This is a genomic window from Kocuria sp. CPCC 205261 (genome assembly GCF_040981025.1).
Classification (GTDB): domain Bacteria; phylum Actinomycetota; class Actinomycetes; order Actinomycetales; family Micrococcaceae; genus Kocuria; species Kocuria marina.
Genome location: NZ_JAVKPU010000006.1, coordinates 101,197 through 117,346, shown reverse-complemented (window position 1 = coordinate 117,346; position 16,150 = coordinate 101,197). Strand labels below are relative to the sequence as shown.

At 68.3% G+C, this 16,150-nt stretch carries 13 protein-coding genes; 5 read left to right on the top strand and 8 right to left on the bottom strand.

Features of this window, described 5'->3' with window-relative positions:
- Nucleotides 1-47 precede the first annotated feature (47 nt).
- The 3 genes from RF646_RS07815 to RF646_RS07805 all read right to left on the bottom strand — a co-directional run bounded on the left by RF646_RS07815 (nt 48) and on the right by RF646_RS07805 (nt 4,854).
- A complete protein-coding gene (locus RF646_RS07815) occupies nt 48-1,709 on the bottom strand; it encodes a thiamine pyrophosphate-dependent enzyme (RefSeq protein ID WP_368835664.1) in 1,662 nt (553 codons plus the stop codon).
- A gap of 202 nt (nt 1,710-1,911) precedes the next feature.
- Complete coding sequence (locus tag RF646_RS07810) at nt 1,912-3,342, bottom strand: sugar porter family MFS transporter (protein ID WP_368835663.1); 1,431 nt, start codon at nt 3,340-3,342, stop codon at nt 1,912-1,914.
- A 255-nt stretch (nt 3,343-3,597) separates the two neighbouring features.
- Nucleotides 3,598-4,854, bottom strand: coding sequence for an ROK family protein (locus RF646_RS07805; RefSeq protein ID WP_368835662.1), 1,257 nt, complete (start codon nt 4,852-4,854; stop codon nt 3,598-3,600).
- 338 nt (nt 4,855-5,192) lie between these two features.
- Here RF646_RS07805 and RF646_RS07800 point away from each other — a divergent pair, with 338 nt between their 5' ends.
- Entirely contained in the window at nt 5,193-6,047 is an 855-nt protein-coding gene (locus RF646_RS07800; protein WP_368835661.1) for a phosphatase PAP2 family protein, read from the top strand.
- A 147-nt stretch (nt 6,048-6,194) separates the two neighbouring features.
- Here the strand turns inward: RF646_RS07800 and RF646_RS07795 are convergent, their stop codons facing one another.
- From RF646_RS07795 to RF646_RS07780, 4 genes are all read right to left on the bottom strand, one after another.
- A complete protein-coding gene (locus tag RF646_RS07795; RefSeq protein ID WP_064846944.1) occupies nt 6,195-6,605 on the bottom strand; it encodes a universal stress protein in 411 nt (136 codons plus the stop codon).
- A 41-nt stretch (nt 6,606-6,646) separates the two neighbouring features.
- A complete protein-coding gene (locus tag RF646_RS07790) occupies nt 6,647-8,155 on the bottom strand; it encodes an APC family permease (protein WP_167317876.1) in 1,509 nt (502 codons plus the stop codon).
- A 245-nt stretch (nt 8,156-8,400) separates the two neighbouring features.
- A complete protein-coding gene (locus tag RF646_RS07785; RefSeq protein WP_085108195.1) occupies nt 8,401-9,912 on the bottom strand; it encodes a peptide MFS transporter in 1,512 nt (503 codons plus the stop codon).
- Between the two features lie 206 nt (nt 9,913-10,118).
- Nucleotides 10,119-10,949, bottom strand: a complete 831-nt coding sequence (locus RF646_RS07780) for an aldo/keto reductase (protein ID WP_085108198.1) — start codon at nt 10,947-10,949, stop codon at nt 10,119-10,121.
- A 145-nt stretch (nt 10,950-11,094) separates the two neighbouring features.
- On the opposite strand from RF646_RS07780, the gene RF646_RS07775 reads away from it, so the two are divergent.
- Nucleotides 11,095-11,433 (top strand): hypothetical protein, encoded by a 339-nt coding sequence (locus tag RF646_RS07775; protein WP_144932800.1) that lies wholly within the window; start codon nt 11,095-11,097, stop codon nt 11,431-11,433.
- Nucleotides 11,434-11,511: 78 nt separating this feature from the next.
- Here the strand turns inward: RF646_RS07775 and RF646_RS07770 are convergent, their stop codons facing one another.
- Nucleotides 11,512-12,204, bottom strand: coding sequence for a hypothetical protein (locus RF646_RS07770; RefSeq protein WP_368835660.1), 693 nt, complete (start codon nt 12,202-12,204; stop codon nt 11,512-11,514).
- 43 nt (nt 12,205-12,247) lie between these two features.
- Here RF646_RS07770 and RF646_RS07765 point away from each other — a divergent pair, with 43 nt between their 5' ends.
- The 3 genes from RF646_RS07765 (at nt 12,248) to RF646_RS07755 (ending at nt 16,150) form a co-directional block, all read left to right on the top strand.
- Nucleotides 12,248-13,585 (top strand): MFS transporter, encoded by a 1,338-nt coding sequence (locus RF646_RS07765; RefSeq protein WP_159450052.1) that lies wholly within the window; start codon nt 12,248-12,250, stop codon nt 13,583-13,585.
- Nucleotides 13,586-13,670: 85 nt separating this feature from the next.
- Nucleotides 13,671-14,156 carry a MarR family winged helix-turn-helix transcriptional regulator gene (locus RF646_RS07760; protein ID WP_064846950.1) on the top strand — a complete coding sequence of 162 codons (486 nt, stop codon included), beginning with the start codon at nt 13,671-13,673 and terminating at the stop codon, nt 14,154-14,156.
- Nucleotides 14,157-14,206: 50 nt separating this feature from the next.
- Complete coding sequence (locus tag RF646_RS07755) at nt 14,207-16,150, top strand: ABC transporter ATP-binding protein (protein WP_368835686.1); 1,944 nt, start codon at nt 14,207-14,209, stop codon at nt 16,148-16,150.

Here is a 16,150-nt window from a genome sequence, read left to right as displayed (position 1 = left end):
CCCTGGGGACGGGCGACGCGGCGTCGTGACAAGTATTTATATCGGGATCAGTATGCCTTGTTGCGCTGCTGGACGACCAGGTGGATCAACGCGAACGTGTGGTCCTCGTCGATCGCCTTGTAGGCTTGCTCAAGCGCCCCGGGGATCTCGGACTCGCGCTCCACACGCACGCCGAAACCGTGGAACGCCGTGGCCATGGCCGCGAAGTCCGGGTTTTTCAGCTGGGTCCCGGAGACGTGACCCGGGTAGTGCTGTTCCTGGTGGGTACGGATGGTGCCGTACTCCTGGTTGTCCATCACGATGACCAGGGGAGTGGCGCCGTACTGCGCGGCGGTCGCGAGTTCCTGGCCGTTCATGAGGAACTCGCCGTCCCCGGCGATCGAGATCACGCGGCGGCCGGGGTAGTTCAGGGACGCCGCCACAGCGGAGGGGATCGAGTAACCCATGGAGCCGTTGCGCGCGGAGATCATGGACGCGTAGCCGTTCGTGGGGAAGTAGCGGTGGGCCCAGTTGGTGTGCTCGCCCGCGCCGAAGGTGACCATGGCGTCCTCGGGGAGGGTCGCAACGAGGTTCGCCATCATGGTGTCCATCGAGGCCGGGCCGTCCGCGGGGGAGGCGTTCTTGGGGGTGGAGAAATCCACCTGCTGCTGACGCATCCGCGCGCACCAGTTCCGCCACACGTCCGAGACGGGCAGGTTCATGCGCACCAGGTCACGCACGAACACGTCCGGCTTGGCCACGATCTGGTAGGTCACCGCGCCGGAACGCCCGCGCATGGAGGGGTCCATGGTCACGATGAAGTTCTTCTTGGTCCAGTCCTGGCGCACCAGGAAGCCGTTGGTGATCACATCACCGGGGACCGTGCCCACGAACACCAGCAGGTCGGTCTCCTCCAGCAGATCGTGGGTGGGCTTGGGGCGGCCGTAACCGATGGGTCCCACGTACGAGGGGGAATCGAACGGGACGGTGCCCTCGCAGCGCCACTCCGCGGCGGCGGGGATGTGGTGTTCCTCGAGCCACGCGGTGAAATGCTGCGCGCCCTGCGAGGTCCAATCGTTACCACCGAAGACAAACAGGGGCTTCTGGGACTCCTTGAGCGCGGACTCGAGGGCCTTCCAGTCCTCCACGGTCATCCCCCCGCCGGCCACCGGGATCTCCGGGTGCACCGTGGGTTCGATTTGCCGGGTGATGATGTCCTCGGGCAGGCCCACCACCACGGGCCCCGGACGCCCGGAACGCGCGGCGAACATGGCCTCGGCCACGTACTCGGAGGCCCGCTCCGCGTGGTCCAGGACCATCACGCGCTTGGCCCCGGAGGCGAACCACTGATGCGGGTCGAACTCCTGGAACGCTTCCTTCTCACGGTGCTCGAACGGGATGAGTCCCACGAACAACACCATGGGCGTGGAGTCCTGCCACGCGGTGTGCAGGCCCACGTGCGCGTTGGCTGCGCCGGGACCACGGGTCACCATGGCCACGCCCGGGACGTCGTTCATCTTCCCGTCCGCTTCCGCCATGTACGCGGCGCCACCCTCCTGACGGCACACCACAGTGTCGATGGGGGAGTCGTAGAGCCCGTCCAGGACGTCCAGGTAACTCTCGCCGGGAACCACGTAGGCGCGCTCGACCCCGTGCGCCGCGAGGGAATCCACGATCACGTGGCCCGCGGACTTGCGTCCTGAGGTCGAGGAGTCGGTGTGCTGCGTCATGGGAGGCTCTCTTTTCGTCGTTGAATGTGTCGTGCTTCCCGGGCCCCGATGCCCGGGCAGCGGCAAATCTGTCTTGAAAATACCCGAACACCCGACCCCTACCGGTATTACGACGAGCTGTTATCACGGCCGTGAACCCGGTGTGACGATGCCCCGGTGCGCGTGTCACGCGAACCGGGGCATCGGGACGGGGAGAGTGGGATCAGGCGTGCATGTCCTCAAGTTCCACGTTGTTGGTCTCCCGCACCATCTTGATGGTGAAGACCAGGGACACCAGCGCGAAGAACGCGTAGATGCCGTAGGTCAGTCCCAGCGAGAAGTTGGACAGTGAAGGGAAGGAGACGGTCACGGCCCAGTTGGCGATCCACTGCACCGCACCGGCCACGGCCAGCGCCGCGCCGCGGATGCGGTTGGGGAACATCTCACCGAGCAGGACCCACATGAGCGGACCCCACGAGACACCGAAGAACACGACGAACAGGTTGGCGGCGATCAGCGCCACGGGTCCGGCCACGGGGCCGAGCTCGGGGGTGAGCTGGCCGTCCACCATGACCTTGGTGGCAGTCGCGAACACCACGGACATCACACCCAGGGACAGGGCCATGCCGGCGGAGCCCAGGAGCAGCAGCGGTCGGCGCCCGATCCGGTCCACCAGGAAGATGGCCACGATGGTCACCGCCACGTTGACCACGGAGGTGGCCACGGAGATGGTGAACGAATCGGACTCCTTGAAGCCCACTGACTCCCACAACACGTTGGAGTAGTAGAAGATCACGTTGATGCCCACGAACTGCTGCAGGGCGGCCAGGCCGATGCCCACCCACACCACGGGCTTGAGCCCGGCCATGGAACCGCGCAGGTCCGCGAAGCGGGGCTTGCGTTCGTCGTCCACGGTGCTGCGGATCTTGGAAACGCGGGCGTCCACGGCGTCTTCACCGTGGATCCTGGAGAGGACGGCGCGCGCCTCGTCCGGACGACCCACCGAGACCAGGTAGCGCGGCGACTCGGGGATCAGGAACGCGCCGATGCCGTACAGCACGGCGGGCACGGCCATGACCAGGAACATCCAGCGCCACGCGGCCAGCCCGAACCACATCTCATTGGCGGCGCCACCGGCCCCGTGGGCGAGCAGGGCGTCGATGAGCAGGGACAGGAAGATGCCCAACACGATACCCATCTGCTGCAGGGAGCCCAGGCGTCCGCGCAGGTGTGCGGGGGAGACCTCCGCGATGTACGCCGGTGCGATCACGGACGCCACACCCACGCCGATACCGCCCACGACCCGCCAGAACACGAGCCATTCGATGGACTGCGTGAAACCGCAGCCGATCGCCGAGAGCAGGAACAACAGTGCCGCGATCTTCATGATGGGGATGCGCCCCGTGCGGTCCGCGATGCGGGAACCGAAGAACGCACCCACGGCGGCGCCCAGGAGGGCCGCGGCCACCGCGAAGCCCAGGGGCCCCGGACCCACGTCGAACGTGGACTGGATGGAGGAGACCGCACCGTTGATCACGGCGGAGTCGTACCCGAAGAGGAGACCGCCGAACGCGGCCACGGTGGTGATGCGAATGACCGCGCCGGTGTTCGTCTGATGACGCTCCGGCGAGTGTGCTTGCGCTGGATGGCTCATCCCGCAGCTCCCTTGCTGTATCGAAATTCAACGCTTCCCGCTCCCGGGCATCATGCCTTCAGTTCCGGGGATGTACCGGTCGAGGGGCCCGTACGAGGCGGGTTTTTGTCTCCTGGAACCAGCTCGTGGGACCAGGGAGGGCGGCTGCCGGGGAAGGACAGTGAACCCAGGGTAGGACCCAGATCACAAAATGTCCATGAGTCGAAGACAAATTTCCCGCGTGTCGTTTGCAGCGGCTGGCGCGCCCCGGACGTCTTACACGGGGAGGGACGTCTCGGCCCGCGCACGGATGAGCGCACCCGTGAGGTGCGCCCGGGCCCCGAGCTGCGCGGTGGCGATCCGCAGCCCGGACACGCAACCGCGCACCGCGTAGCGCTGCACTGCGTCCCGCACGGGATCGAGCAGCAGGTCCTCGGCGCGCGCGAGCTCCCCGCCCACGACCACGAGTTCCGGGTTGAACGCATTGCACAGCTGCGCCACGGCGCCGCCGATCAACCGCCCGGTGTCCGTGATCACCCGGGTGCATCCGGGATCGCCGGCCAGCGCCTCCCGGACCACGTCACCCACGGATTCCACGCGCCGACCCGAGGAGGCCACGACGTCCAGCACGGTCTGGGAGGACACGAAGGTCTCGAGGCACCCTCGGTTGCCGCACCTGCACAGCCCCGCGCGTTCGTCGAGCGTCACGTGGCCGATCTCACCCGCGGACCCGGTGGCCCCGCGGTACAGCCCGCCGCCCAGGATCAGCCCGGCACCCACGCCGTGCGAGAGCTTGAGGTAGGCCATGTGAGCCGTCCCACGCCCCGCGCCGAGCGCGTGCTCGGCCACGGCCCCGGCGTTCGCGTCGTTCTCCACCACGGTGGGACAGCCCAGCGTCCCGGTGGCCAGCGCTCGCAGGTCCAGCCCGGCCCACGCCGGGAGGATGGCCTCCGAACCGAGGCCGCGGCACTCGGCGTCCACGGGCGCGGGAAGGGTGAGCCCCGCGCCCAGGATGCGCTGGGCGGGGACGTCGAGCGAGGTCCGCAACTCGTCCAGGATCTCTCGCGCCCCGGTCAGTACGTCCTCGGCGCGGTGCCCGGCCGGGAGGTCGATGCGCCGCTGCGCGCGGACGTCCAGGTTCAGGTCCGCCACGGCCACGCTCGCGTGGCGGTGGCCCACGTCCACTCCCACCAGGTAGCCGGCGCTCTCGCTGAAGTGCACGCGCTGCCCGCGCCGCCCGCCGTGCTCGGGTTCCATGGCGAGCAGGTCGCACGCGGTGAGCTCGTGGACGATGGACGAGACCGTCGACGGCGCCAGGGCCGTCTCCCGCGCGATGCTCGCCTGGGTCGCCGCACCCAGCTCGCGCACCGCGTCCACGACCCTGCGGCGATTGGCCAGGCGCAGTGCGGCCTGCGATCCCGGGGCGGTCAGTTGCGCGGAGGCAGGCTGCGGCGAGGGTGGGTGTGTGGAGGGCGGGCCGACCTGCGCCCGAGACTCTCGCGTGGAGCGCGGGGGTGGGGGTGTGGACGCCATCGTCTCTTCCCTTCTTGAATGTTTCTTGAGGGCTGAGTGTAGTCAGTATTCGGGAAATGAACTTTTTGAGCGCCCTGTGACGGTGTCCGCGGAAGAAAAAGCACATGACTGGATTACCCATCCCCATCGAGTATATTCCGATCGAATCATGCAACCATAAAAAGGTGTTTTCGGATTACATGTTTCACGTGAAACCTCGTTCTCAGCCCGCGGGGCACGGTGCGCCCGCACATCGACGCCGACCCTGGAACACCCTGGAACTCCGCGTCTGGGACGCCACACCGCGTGCGACACGCCCACTTCAGGAATCGTTGAGTGTCTCGTGTCACCATTGACACATGACCTATCCGGCGCAGCACACTTCCCCCTCGCCGGGCGGGTCCCCGTGGCGGTTGCCGCAATTGCGTCACCGAGTGGCCGTTCCATTGGTCACGGTGTTGCTGACGGCAACCTTTGGGCGTCTGGTGGTGTTGTCACCGCAGATCACCCACGGGGAGACCGCGTTGCTCGAGGGGCTCTCCCAGCATCGCAACGTTCTTTTGGACGCGGTGGCCACTGCGGTGCAGTACGCACTGTCCAACGGCGCGGTGGTGTTGATCATCGCCGCCGTCATCGGGTGGCTGGCCGTCCTCAGACGCCGCCCCCTCGACGCCACCGGGTTCGGCATCACCGCCCTCGCCGGATGGGGTGCCGTGGGTCTGGTCAAAGTGTTCGTGGAGCGGCCGCGTCCCACGTTCCTGAGCGGAGAGGCCCTCGCACCGGTCACCGGCTCCATGTCCTTTCCGTCCTCGCACACGGGTGCGGTCGTGGCGATCGCGCTGGCCATGGGTCTCGTGGCCTCCCGCCGTTCCTCACGGCGTCGGATCGCGCTGCTCGGCACGCTGGCCGTGGTGATCGTCGGGGCCGCCCGCATGTACTCGGGCGCGCACTACCCGTTGGACGTCCTGGCCGCCGTGCCCGTGGCCTGGGCAGGGGTCATCGCCGGGTGCACCCTGGCCAACAAGGTGGTGCCCGCTCTCGCCTTCGGGTTCTCGTGGCGTCAGGCCGGGGTGTCCCAGCCCGCACCCGCGACCATGCGCCGCGCCGGCTCCACGACGACAACCGCGCCCGCGCCGTCGTACCGGCCCGCGCGGGGCAGTACCGCTCTGGACGGCGCCGCGCAGCACGACGAGCGCACCGACCGCGCGGCCTGAGCGTCCTTTCCATCACGTACCACCGACGACGGCGGGCCGGACCTTGGGGGTCCGGCCCGCCGTTCCACGGGGCGATGGTTGGTGCCCGCGTGGTCTCTCCCCGTCAGGGCCGCCGGCGCGTGACGGGAAACTGTCGACGTCGCTCGCTCAGGCGGCGTCGTACCCCGCCTTCACACACAGCACAGGGCACCCGGCCTCGAGCAGCAGCCGCTGCGTGGTGGGGGCCATGATCAATTTGCCCACCGGGGTGCGCCGGCGGGTCCCGATCACGAGCAGAGCGGTCCGGTCGCGATCGGTGGCCTCGAGGATGACGTCCGCCGGATCGGCGTCGTGCGCCACGGGGACCAGCTCGTAGGACACGCCGCTCTCGTCGAGCGCGGCGCGGTCCTCCTTCACGGCGGCTTCGGTGTCCTCGGGGCCGGTGTGCCGCCCCCAGCGCTTGGTGTGATGACCCTGGACCACCACGAGGTCCGCCGAACGCAGGGTGGCCTCGGTGATCCCGGCGCGCAGGGCGGCCCGGCCGGCGGGGGTGGGAAGGTATCCGACAACGATGTTCATGACGTCTCCGGGTCCGTGAGCGGGTGGGTGGGGGAGCGGACTCAGCGGTCCACGTCCTCCAGGTTGGCGAGGTCCTCGGGGCGCTGGAAGCGGGTGCGGCGACCCGTGAACAGGCGGGCGTACAGGAAGTTCAGCAACCACAGGACCAGGCCCAGGGCGATCAGGACGAGCGCGATCTGGTACTCGATGACGTCCTGGGCCCACGGCCCCAGCAGGAACGCGCACGTGATGGCGCCGAGGTAGGGCAGGACGCGCGGGGCGTGGAAGTAGTCGTGACCCTCCTGGGAGCGGTCGCGGCGCAGGATCACGGCGGCCACGTTGACCACGGTGAACACCGCGAGCAACAGCAGCGCCGTGGTGCCGCCCAGTGCCGCGGCGGTGCCCTTACCCATCGCGTTGTTCACCAGGATGATGAGCACCATGCCCAGCGCGGTGGTGAAGATGATCGCGGTCCAGGGGGTGCGGCGCCCGGGGAGCACCTTGCCCAGGAAGCCCGGGATCACGCCCTGCCGTGCCATGCCGTAGAGCAGGCGCGAGGCCATGAGCATGTTGATCAATGCTGTGTTGGCGACCGCGAAGATGGTCAGGAACGGATAGATGGTGTCGATCGGCAGACCGGGGGCGCCGATGCGCACCACGTCCAGCAGCGGGGTCGTGGACTGTCCCAATTCACCGATGGGCACGATCGCCACCGTGAACACGGACACCAGCACGTAGATCACGCCGGTGATGCACAGGCCCAGCAGCATCACGCGCGGGAAGTTACGCGTGGGGTCCTTGGTCTCCTCGACCATGTTGACCGAGTCCTCGAAGCCCACGAAGGAGAAGAACGCGAGGGACGTGACGGCGGTCAGGGCCAGGAACATGCCCTTGTCGTCCGAGGTCTCGAAGATGACCGTGCGGCTGAAGTCCGCGTTGCCCTGGGCCGCGGCCCAGAACCCCACCAGGATCACGATCAGCAGGCCGGTGAGTTCGATGCACGTGAGCACCACGTTGAGCTTGACCGATTCGGACACCCCGCGCAGGTTGATCAACGCGAGGATCGCCAGGAAGGCCACGGCCACGATGGTGATCCCCAGCGGGCCCACGTCCAGGTGGAAACCCTTGGCGAAGTTGGAGGCCACGGTGCTGGATGCCGTGGCGGCGGAGGTCAGTCCCGAGCACAGCACGGCGAACGTCACCAGGAACGTGAGGAAGTGGATCCCGAACGCCTTGTGCGTGTAGAGCGCCGCACCCGAGGCCCCGGGGTACTTGGTCACGAGTTCCAGGTAGGAGAACGCGGTGATCGTGGCCACCACGAACGCGATGAGAATGGGTGCCCACGCGGCGCCGCCGATCTCACCGGCGATGTTGCCGGTCAGCGCGTAGACGCCCGTGCCCAGGATGTCGCCCACGATGAACAGGAGCAACAGTCCCGGACCCATGACCCGCTTCAGCTCATGCCCGCCCCCCGAGGACGCGGGTGCCCCGGCGGCACCGGATGCGCCCGGTGTCCGGCTGTTCGCCGTGGATGCCGGGGTGGCACCCTTCGACGCTGATGAATCGCTCATGGTGTCCTCCGCGGATCGGCCTCGTGCAGCCGCTGACTGGCACCCGTTTCCGATGACATGGATGTGACCCGCGGCTCATGCGTACAGGTAACCCTAAAGGATGCGGTCCGGGTGGTGGGAGCACCAGAGGACCCGGCGCGGCGAGCCGCGTGGGGGAAAGGCGCGGGCGGCGTCGTCGTCCGGTACGACGACGCGCCCCGCACCCGCCGCTGCGGGTACGGGGCGCGCGCCCACGGAAGGGGAACTCAGCGGATGCCGCGCATGAGCCGCAGGATGGGCTTGGCGGCGAGCAACATGATGATGCCGAGCACGATGGTGATCGCGCCCATGGTGCCGAAATAGCCGACCTCGTTCTCACGGGAGTAGAAGCTCGCGAGGGAGCCGGACAGGGCGGTACCGAGGGCCACCGCGAGGTTGTTGAGGGCCACCATCTGCACCGGGAACTTCCGCGGGGCGAGTTTGGTGGACAGGGACAACCCCACGGGGGAGAGGAACAGCTCACCCATGGTCGCGAAGAACAGGACCAGGACGATCCACCCCACGAACACGGAGGCGGTGTTCGCCTGCGTGATGAACAGCAGGAACGCCACGCCGATCGCCAGCAGGGCCACACCGAACTTCACGGGGGTGCTGGGCTGACGGGTACCGAGCTTGGTCCACATGGCCGCGAACACCATGCCGAACAGGATGATGAACACCGGGTTGATGGACTGCACCCAGGAGGGCGGGAACTCGTAGCCCAGGAAGTTCAGGTTCAGGCGGGTGTCCGCGTAGATGGCGAGCACCGTGAACTGCTGCTGGAACAGGGCGAAGAATGCCGCGGTGGCGATGAACATGGGGATGAAGGCCAGGACCCGGGAGTGTTCCTCCGGGGAGAGGTCCTTGTCCCGGAGCATGATCGTGAACAACAGGATGGTCGCCACCAGCACCACGAGGACCACGGCGTCGGCCAGGTTGCCCGGGTTGAGGAGGCCCGTGAACAGCAGCACCAGGATGATCACCACGGCGGCCACGGCGATGCCGATCCACTTGCCGTACTGCGAGCGCGGCAGGGGGTTGGCCACGGTGTGCACGCTGGCGGGCAGGCCCTTGCGGGTGAGGACGTACTGGATCAGGCCGATCGCCATGAAGAAGGCGGCCAGGCCGAAGCCGAAGTGGAAGCCCCACGTGTTCCAGGCGAAGCCGGTCAGCAGGGGGCCCAGGAAGCCGCCGATGTTCACGCCCATGTAGTAGATGGAGAAGCCGGCGTCACGGCGGGGGTCCTCACGGTCGTAGAGGGTTCCCACGAGGTTCACGCACGTGGTCTTGAGGCCACCGGACCCCACGGCGATGCACAGCAGACCGATGGTCAGCCCGGCCACGCTGGGGATCAGGGCCAGGGCGATGTGTCCCGCCATGATGAGCACGGCCGAGGCGAGCATGGTGCGCTCGGAGCCGAGCAACCGGTCCGCGATCCAACCGCCCAGGATGGAACACAGGTAGACGGTGCCGCCGTACGCACCCACGATGCCCGCGGCGACGCCCTGGTCGATGCCAAGACCGCCGTCGGAGACCGCGTAGTACATGTAGTACAGCACCAGTGCTTGCATGCCGTAGAAGGAGAAGCGTTCCCACATCTCCACGGAGAAGAGATTGGCCAGCATTCCTGGCTGGCCGAAGAAGGATTTACGACCCGCGGGGTTGTGCGGGTCCACGTGTGTATTGGGAGCAACGGGCACGCTGCTGGCCTGGCCGCCGTCCGAAGTGTTGTGACTCATAACTCTCTATGATGCACCCGCGCGCCGGGTGCGGTGACCTTTGACGCCGTACGAACGTGCCCCCGGGGCCCTCTCGTGAGGGCCTCGGGGGCACGTTTCCGGGGCATGTTCCCGCCGTGTCGCGGGGAGTCGACGCCGCCTGGTGGCCGGCCGACGCCGCGTCACAGCAGTGTGCGCCGCGTCACGGGACGCGCGTGTCGGAGGTGTCAGTCGTTGAAGTCGGCGGGGTCGGGGCCGAGGCGCCCGTCCTCGCGGGACAGCCCGCTGATCCGCTCGATCTCGTCCTGGCTCAGGGTGAGTTCCTGGGCGTCCCAGTTCTCCTGGATACGCTCCGGGGTCACGGACTTGGGGAACACCACGTTGCCCAGGGCCAGGTGCCACGCGATGATGACCTGCGCGGGGGTGGCGTCGTGGGCGCGGGCGATCTCACCGATGGTCTCGTCCTGCAGCTCCGCCTTGCCCTGGCCCAGCGGGGACCACGCCTCGGTCACGATCTGGTGCTGGGCGCCGATCTCGCGCAGGCGCTCCTGGGTGAAGTACGGGTGCAGCTCGATCTGGTGCACTGCGGGGACCACGCCGGTGTCCAGGACGTCCTGCAGGGCCTTCTCCGTGAAGTTGGAGACACCGATGGAACGCGCCTTACCGGACTCCTTGATCTCCTGGAACGCCTTCCAGGTCTCCACGTACTTGCCCTTCTCGGGCTGCGACCAGTGGATGAGGTAGAGGTCGACGTAGTCCAACCCGAGCCGTTCGAGGGACGCGTCGATGGCCTGCAGTGCGGAATCGTGGCCCTGGTCGTCGTTCCACAGCTTGGTGGTCACGAACAGTTCCTCGCGGGGGATCCCGCTCTTGGCGATCGCACGACCCACACCTTCCTCATTGCCGTAGATCTTGGCGGTGTCGATGTGTCGGTAGCCGATCTGCAGTGCCTTGCTCACGACGTCCTCGGCGACGTCCGCCGCGACCTGCCACACCCCGTACCCGAACTGGGGGATGGTGTTTCCGTCGTTGAGCTGCACGGTCTGGTTGGTGGGCATGAGGGCAAATCCTTTCGTTGACAACTACCGCTCAGTCAACTGCCTACCGGGTGGTTCTGACAAGCCCTTTACGTTCTGGGTGAAGTCCCTGGTGGGGGCGGGTATCCCGGCGGGAGGCCCCGCGGAAACGTGATGGAATAGGGGTATGCAGTTCAATTTCCGGCGCGTCAAATCCCCCGCTTACCTCACGTCCGTGGGTCTCCTGCTCATCGGTCTGCTGTTCGCCCTGGCCTCGGTGGCCGTGGCCGCCTGGATCTTCTTCCTCCTGGGTATCGCCCTGAACGTGGTGACCGTGAGCGTCACGGACGTTCCCGATTCCTCGTCCCGCGCCCGCGGTGCCGGCACCCGGGTGGTCGTGGAGCCCGAGGCGGACACCGAGCAGCACGCGGCGGTCCCGCCCGCCGGATCGTCTCCCGCGGGTTCGTCGTCCCTGCGCCGGGACGAGGAGTGGGTCCGGGACGCACACGAGGGTTCCCGCCAATGACCCTGCCCCGGCAGTGTGCCGTCGTTCCGCAGCACCGGAGCTGATGACGACGGCGCGGTATGGGACCCTGCCCCGCGGTCAGTTCATGGCCGCGGCACGGTAGATCTGCTGCACCGTCAGTTCGGGCAACCGGGTTTCGATCCCCACCGTGTTCTCCGGGTCCGAGCGCAGGTAGCGCACCGGCCCGTGCGATCCCACGGTGAGCTTCTCGGCGTCAGCCAGTGCGTAGACTGCGTCCAGCACGGCGGTGAACGCCGGGCCCTGCGTGGGGTTCACGCGCAGGGTGAGGTGGGCGGTCACGGTGTCCGAGACGCCGTTCTCGTCGAAGGGGGACTCCACGTCGAGCTCGCGTACGATGCCCACACCGTGGCCGATCACCCCCGGCAACCGCGCGGCCAGGTGGCCCCGGGCGCGGGCGAACGCGCCCCGCAGCACCGCGACCCAGGACAGCGCGGCCAGGACGAGCACCACCGCGATGACCCCGAGCCACAGCCCGTTACGGGTGTCCGTGTACCGGATGGCGCTGAGCACCACCACGAGCGCGGAGACCAGGGGGATTACGAGCAGCAGGGAGGCCGTGAGCTTCTCGCGCAGGGTGGGCTTGGCGGCGAGGTCGGGATCGGCCCCCGGGGCCCCGGTGCCGGTACCCGCGGAACCGGTCCCTGCGGCGTCGTCCGACGCGGGTGCGCGGCCCAACTGACGCATGGCGGCGGCATCGAACGCGCGGTCGTCAACGGTCACGGGCGCGGGCCAGGTGTCGTGGGAGTCCATGCCTCCCATTATGGTGGCATGGACGTCCAGGAGAGGTGGCCCCGTGCTCGCAGTCGATCCACGCCCCGAGCGTTCTGTGTCCGCCCGTGCGCCCCGCGCGGGACTGCTGCTGGTCGGCGTGCTCCTGCTGGGGGCCAACCTGCGGGCGGGGATCACCGCGGTGGGCCCGGTGCTGCCGCAGATCGAACACGAGGTGGGATTGAGCGCGTCGCAGGCGTCGCTGCTCGTGAGCCTGCCGCTCGTGGCGTTCGCCGTGATCTCCCCCTTCGCGCCGCGACTCGCGGAGGCATTCCGGCTCGAACGGGTCCTGGGTCTCGCCCTCGTGGTCCTCGCGGCGGGCATCGTGGTCCGCTCGGTTCCCGGACCCGGATTGATCTGGGTGGGCACGGGACTGCTGGGCGCGGCGATCGCGGTGCTCAACGTGCTGATCCCGTCCCTGATCAAACGTGACTGGCCGCACCGGATCGGCCCCATGACGGGTGTGTACCAAGCGGTCACGGCGCTGACCGCGGCGCTCGCCTCCGGTGTGGTGGTCCCCATCGCGGACGTCGCCCCGTCCGGCTGGCGGTTCGCGCTCGGGATCTGGGCGGCCGTGGCGATCATCGGCGTGGCCGTCTTCCTGCCGTGGATCCTGGGGGTGGCCTCCCGGGTGGGCTCGGGCACTGCCGCTCCCCGGGCTGCGGCCCCCGGCCCGGCGGCCCCCGATGCGACGGGGCCTGGTTCGCCGACTCCGAGTTCAGGAGCGGACGACGACGCCGCACCGGCGGTTCCCCCGGCCGTCACCGCGTCCGTTGCACGTTCCCGGGCCCGGCTCCCGCTGGGCTCCGCCCTGGCCTGGCAAGTGACCGTGTACATGGGGCTGCAGTCCACCGTCTACTACACGATGGTCACATGGCTGCCGACGATCCAGATCTCCGCCGGCGCTACCCCGGTCCAGGCCGGGTGGTACCACTTCGCGTTCCAGGCGTGCGGACTCGTGGGGACTCTCTTCGCCGCGTTCATGATCCCCCGGCTCCGGGAGCAGTCCGGTCTGGGTGCGGTGTTCGCTGCCTCAGCGGTGATCGGTCTGCTGGGTCTGCTGTTCGTCCCCTCCCTGTCCCTGTTGTGGGCGCTGTTCATCGGGTTCTGCACCGGCGGGGCGATCGTGCTGGCCATGGCCCTGTTCGGGCTGCGCACCACGGACTACCACCGGGCTGCGGCCCTGTCCTCCATGGCGCAGAGCGTGGGGTACCTCTTCGCCGCGCTCGGCCCCGTGATGATCGGGTTGTTGGAGGACGCCTCCGGGTCCTGGACCGCACCGCTGCTCGTGATGGTCGGGGTGGCCGTGGCACAGGGCGTGTTCATCGCGCTCGCGGGGCGGCGTCGCACGCTGGGTGCCTGAGCGGTCGGCGTGGGGCGGGGTCACCCAGGTCCTTAGATACACGAGATATTTGCTGCGTCAATATATGCTCACTACACTCGTGAGTATGGAAGAGACAAAGTGGCTGTCAGAGGACGAGCGGGAAGCGTGGCTCGCGCTCGTCTCCATCATGTTCCGCCTGCCGGGTGCCGTGGAGGGGCAGTTGCGCAGCGAGGAGGACATGTCACTCGCGGAATACCTGGTGCTCGCCATGCTGTCCGAAGCCCCGGACCACCGGCATAAGATGTCCGCTCTGGCCACGGCCACGAACACGTCCCAGTCCCGGCTCTCGCGAATCGTCGCGCGGATGGAGAAAGACGGGTTGGTCACTCGCGCGGGCCGTCAGGACGACCGCCGCGTGGTGATCGCGGAGATCACCCCCGCGGGACTCGAACGTTTGCGTGAGGCTGCTCCCGCCCACGTGCGTCATGTGCGGGAAATCGTCTTCGACCGACTGGCCCCCGAGCAGGTGGGCCAACTCAGTGAGATCGGCCGCGCCCTCAACCGCGGCTCCAATACCCGCGGTGCCATGGGGCTGGACTGCCCCGCGTGATTCCCTGACCCGGGGATACAGTTGCGAGCGTGAGTATGCAGAGCGCCCACATGGCCATGTGGCGGACCATGAAGGGGCAGGAGAACAAGGGCCGCAAGATCAGCGGTGAAACCGTGCGACGCATCATCACGTTCGCGCGTCCCCACCGCCATGCGATCCTGGCGTTCGTCCTGGTGTCGGTGGCCCTGGCCGTTCTGGGTGTGGTCACGCCCGTGCTGGCCGGGCGGGTGGTCAATGCGATCACCGGCGGGCACGACGTCTCCGTGGTGGTGTGGCTCGCGGTGGCCATCGCGGCGGTAGCCATCACGGACGCTGGACTGTCCCTGCTGAACAGGTGGCAGTCCTCACGAATCGGTGAAGGGCTCATCTACGATCTGCGCACCGCCGTGTACGACCACGTGCAGACCATGCCGCTCGCCTTCTTCACCCGCACGCGCACCGGGGCTCTCGTGTCCCGGCTGAACACGGACGTGATCGGCGCGCAGCGCGCGTTCGCCGGGACCCTGTCGGGTGTGGTGTCCAACGTGGTGTCCCTGCTGCTGACCGTAGGGGTCATGGTCACCATCTCGTGGCAGGTCACCGCGCTGTCCCTGCTGCTGTTGCCCATCTTCCTGATCCCCGCCCGGGCCATGGGTGGCCGGTTGGCCGCGTTGCAGCGTCGCTCCGCCCAATACAACGCCCAGATGTCCACGCGGATGACCGAGCGGTTCTCCGCCGGTGGCGCCACCCTGGTCAAGCTCTACAGCGATCCCGCGCAGGAATCGCGGGAGTTCGCCGCCCGCGCGAACGACGTCCGGGGAATCGGGATCCGCGCGACCATGTTGCAAACCACATTCGTCACCGCCCTGACCCTGGTCTCCGCCCTCGCGCTGGCGCTCGTGTACGGCGTGGGCGGAGCGCAGGCCTTGCTGGGCCACCTGGACGCGGGCTCGGTCGTGGCCTTGGGCATGCTTCTGACCAGGCTGTATACCCCGTTGACCATGTTGGCGAACGCCCACATGGACATCATGAGCGCGGTGGTCAGCTTCGAGCGCGTCTTCGAGGTCCTGGACATCAAGCCCCTCATCACCGAGAGCCCCGAGGCGCGTGCCCTGCCCGAGGGGCCCGTGGCCGTGGAGTTCGATCACGTGCGCTTCTCCTACCCCTCCGCGGACAAGGTCTCGCTCGCGTCCCTCGAGGACGTGGCCGTCCTGGATTCACGCGGCGGCGAGGAAGTCCTGCACGACATCGACTTCCGGGCGGAACCCGGCCACACCGTGGCCCTTGTGGGGTCCTCCGGGGCCGGGAAGTCCACGATCGCGCAGTTGGTCGCGCGGTTGTACGACGTCGACTCGGGCGCGGTCCGGCTCGGCGGCCAGGACGTGCGGGACACGACCTTCGAATCCCTGCGCCGCTCCGTGGGAATGGTCATGCAGGACGGGCACCTGTTCCACGACACGATCCGCGCGAACCTCGGTGTGGCCCGGGAGGGGGTCACGGACGCCGAGCTGTGGAACGCCCTGGAGCGCGCTCGGTTGCGGCACGTGATCGAATCCCTCCCGGACGGTCTGGACACCGTGGTGGGGGAGCGCGGCTACCGGCTCTCGGGTGGCGAGCGCCAGCGCCTCACGATCGCTCGCTTGCTGTTGGCCCAACCCCGCGTGGTGATCCTGGACGAGGCGACCTCCGCCCTGGATTCCACGAACGAGGCCTACGTGCAGGCGGCACTCGACGAGGCGATGTCCGGGCGCACCGCCGTGGTCATCGCGCACCGGCTGTCCACGATCCGCCAGGCGGACCAGATCCTCGTGATCGAGGCCGGCCGAATCGTGGAGCGCGGTTCCCACGAGGAACTGCTCGCACGCGCTGGCCGCTACGCGGAGCTGCACGCCACGCAGTTCGCGGCGGGCCGCAAGGACGACGCCGCTACCCGGCTCGATGACGCCACCCGGCCCAAGGAAGGCGCCGGACCGGCGTCGTCGGCGTCGCTGGAACGCGGTACGGGCCGGGGCTGA

Coding starts and splice junctions, on each gene's coding strand:
- RF646_RS07815 (WP_368835664.1), bottom strand. CDS start 1,709: ATGACGCAGCACACCGACTCCTCGACCTCAGGACGCAAGTCCGCGGGC.
- RF646_RS07810 (WP_368835663.1), bottom strand. CDS start 3,342: ATGAGCCATCCAGCGCAAGCACACTCGCCGGAGCGTCATCAGACGAAC.
- RF646_RS07805 (WP_368835662.1), bottom strand. CDS start 4,854: ATGGCGTCCACACCCCCACCCCCGCGCTCCACGCGAGAGTCTCGGGCG.
- RF646_RS07800 (WP_368835661.1), top strand. CDS start 5,193: ATGACCTATCCGGCGCAGCACACTTCCCCCTCGCCGGGCGGGTCCCCG.
- RF646_RS07795 (WP_064846944.1), bottom strand. CDS start 6,605: ATGAACATCGTTGTCGGATACCTTCCCACCCCCGCCGGCCGGGCCGCC.
- RF646_RS07790 (WP_167317876.1), bottom strand. CDS start 8,155: ATGAGCGATTCATCAGCGTCGAAGGGTGCCACCCCGGCATCCACGGCG.
- RF646_RS07785 (WP_085108195.1), bottom strand. CDS start 9,912: ATGAGTCACAACACTTCGGACGGCGGCCAGGCCAGCAGCGTGCCCGTT.
- RF646_RS07780 (WP_085108198.1), bottom strand. CDS start 10,949: ATGCCCACCAACCAGACCGTGCAGCTCAACGACGGAAACACCATCCCC.
- RF646_RS07775 (WP_144932800.1), top strand. CDS start 11,095: ATGCAGTTCAATTTCCGGCGCGTCAAATCCCCCGCTTACCTCACGTCC.
- RF646_RS07770 (WP_368835660.1), bottom strand. CDS start 12,204: ATGGACTCCCACGACACCTGGCCCGCGCCCGTGACCGTTGACGACCGC.
- RF646_RS07760 (WP_064846950.1), top strand. CDS start 13,671: ATGGAAGAGACAAAGTGGCTGTCAGAGGACGAGCGGGAAGCGTGGCTC.
- RF646_RS07755 (WP_368835686.1), top strand. CDS start 14,207: ATGGCCATGTGGCGGACCATGAAGGGGCAGGAGAACAAGGGCCGCAAG.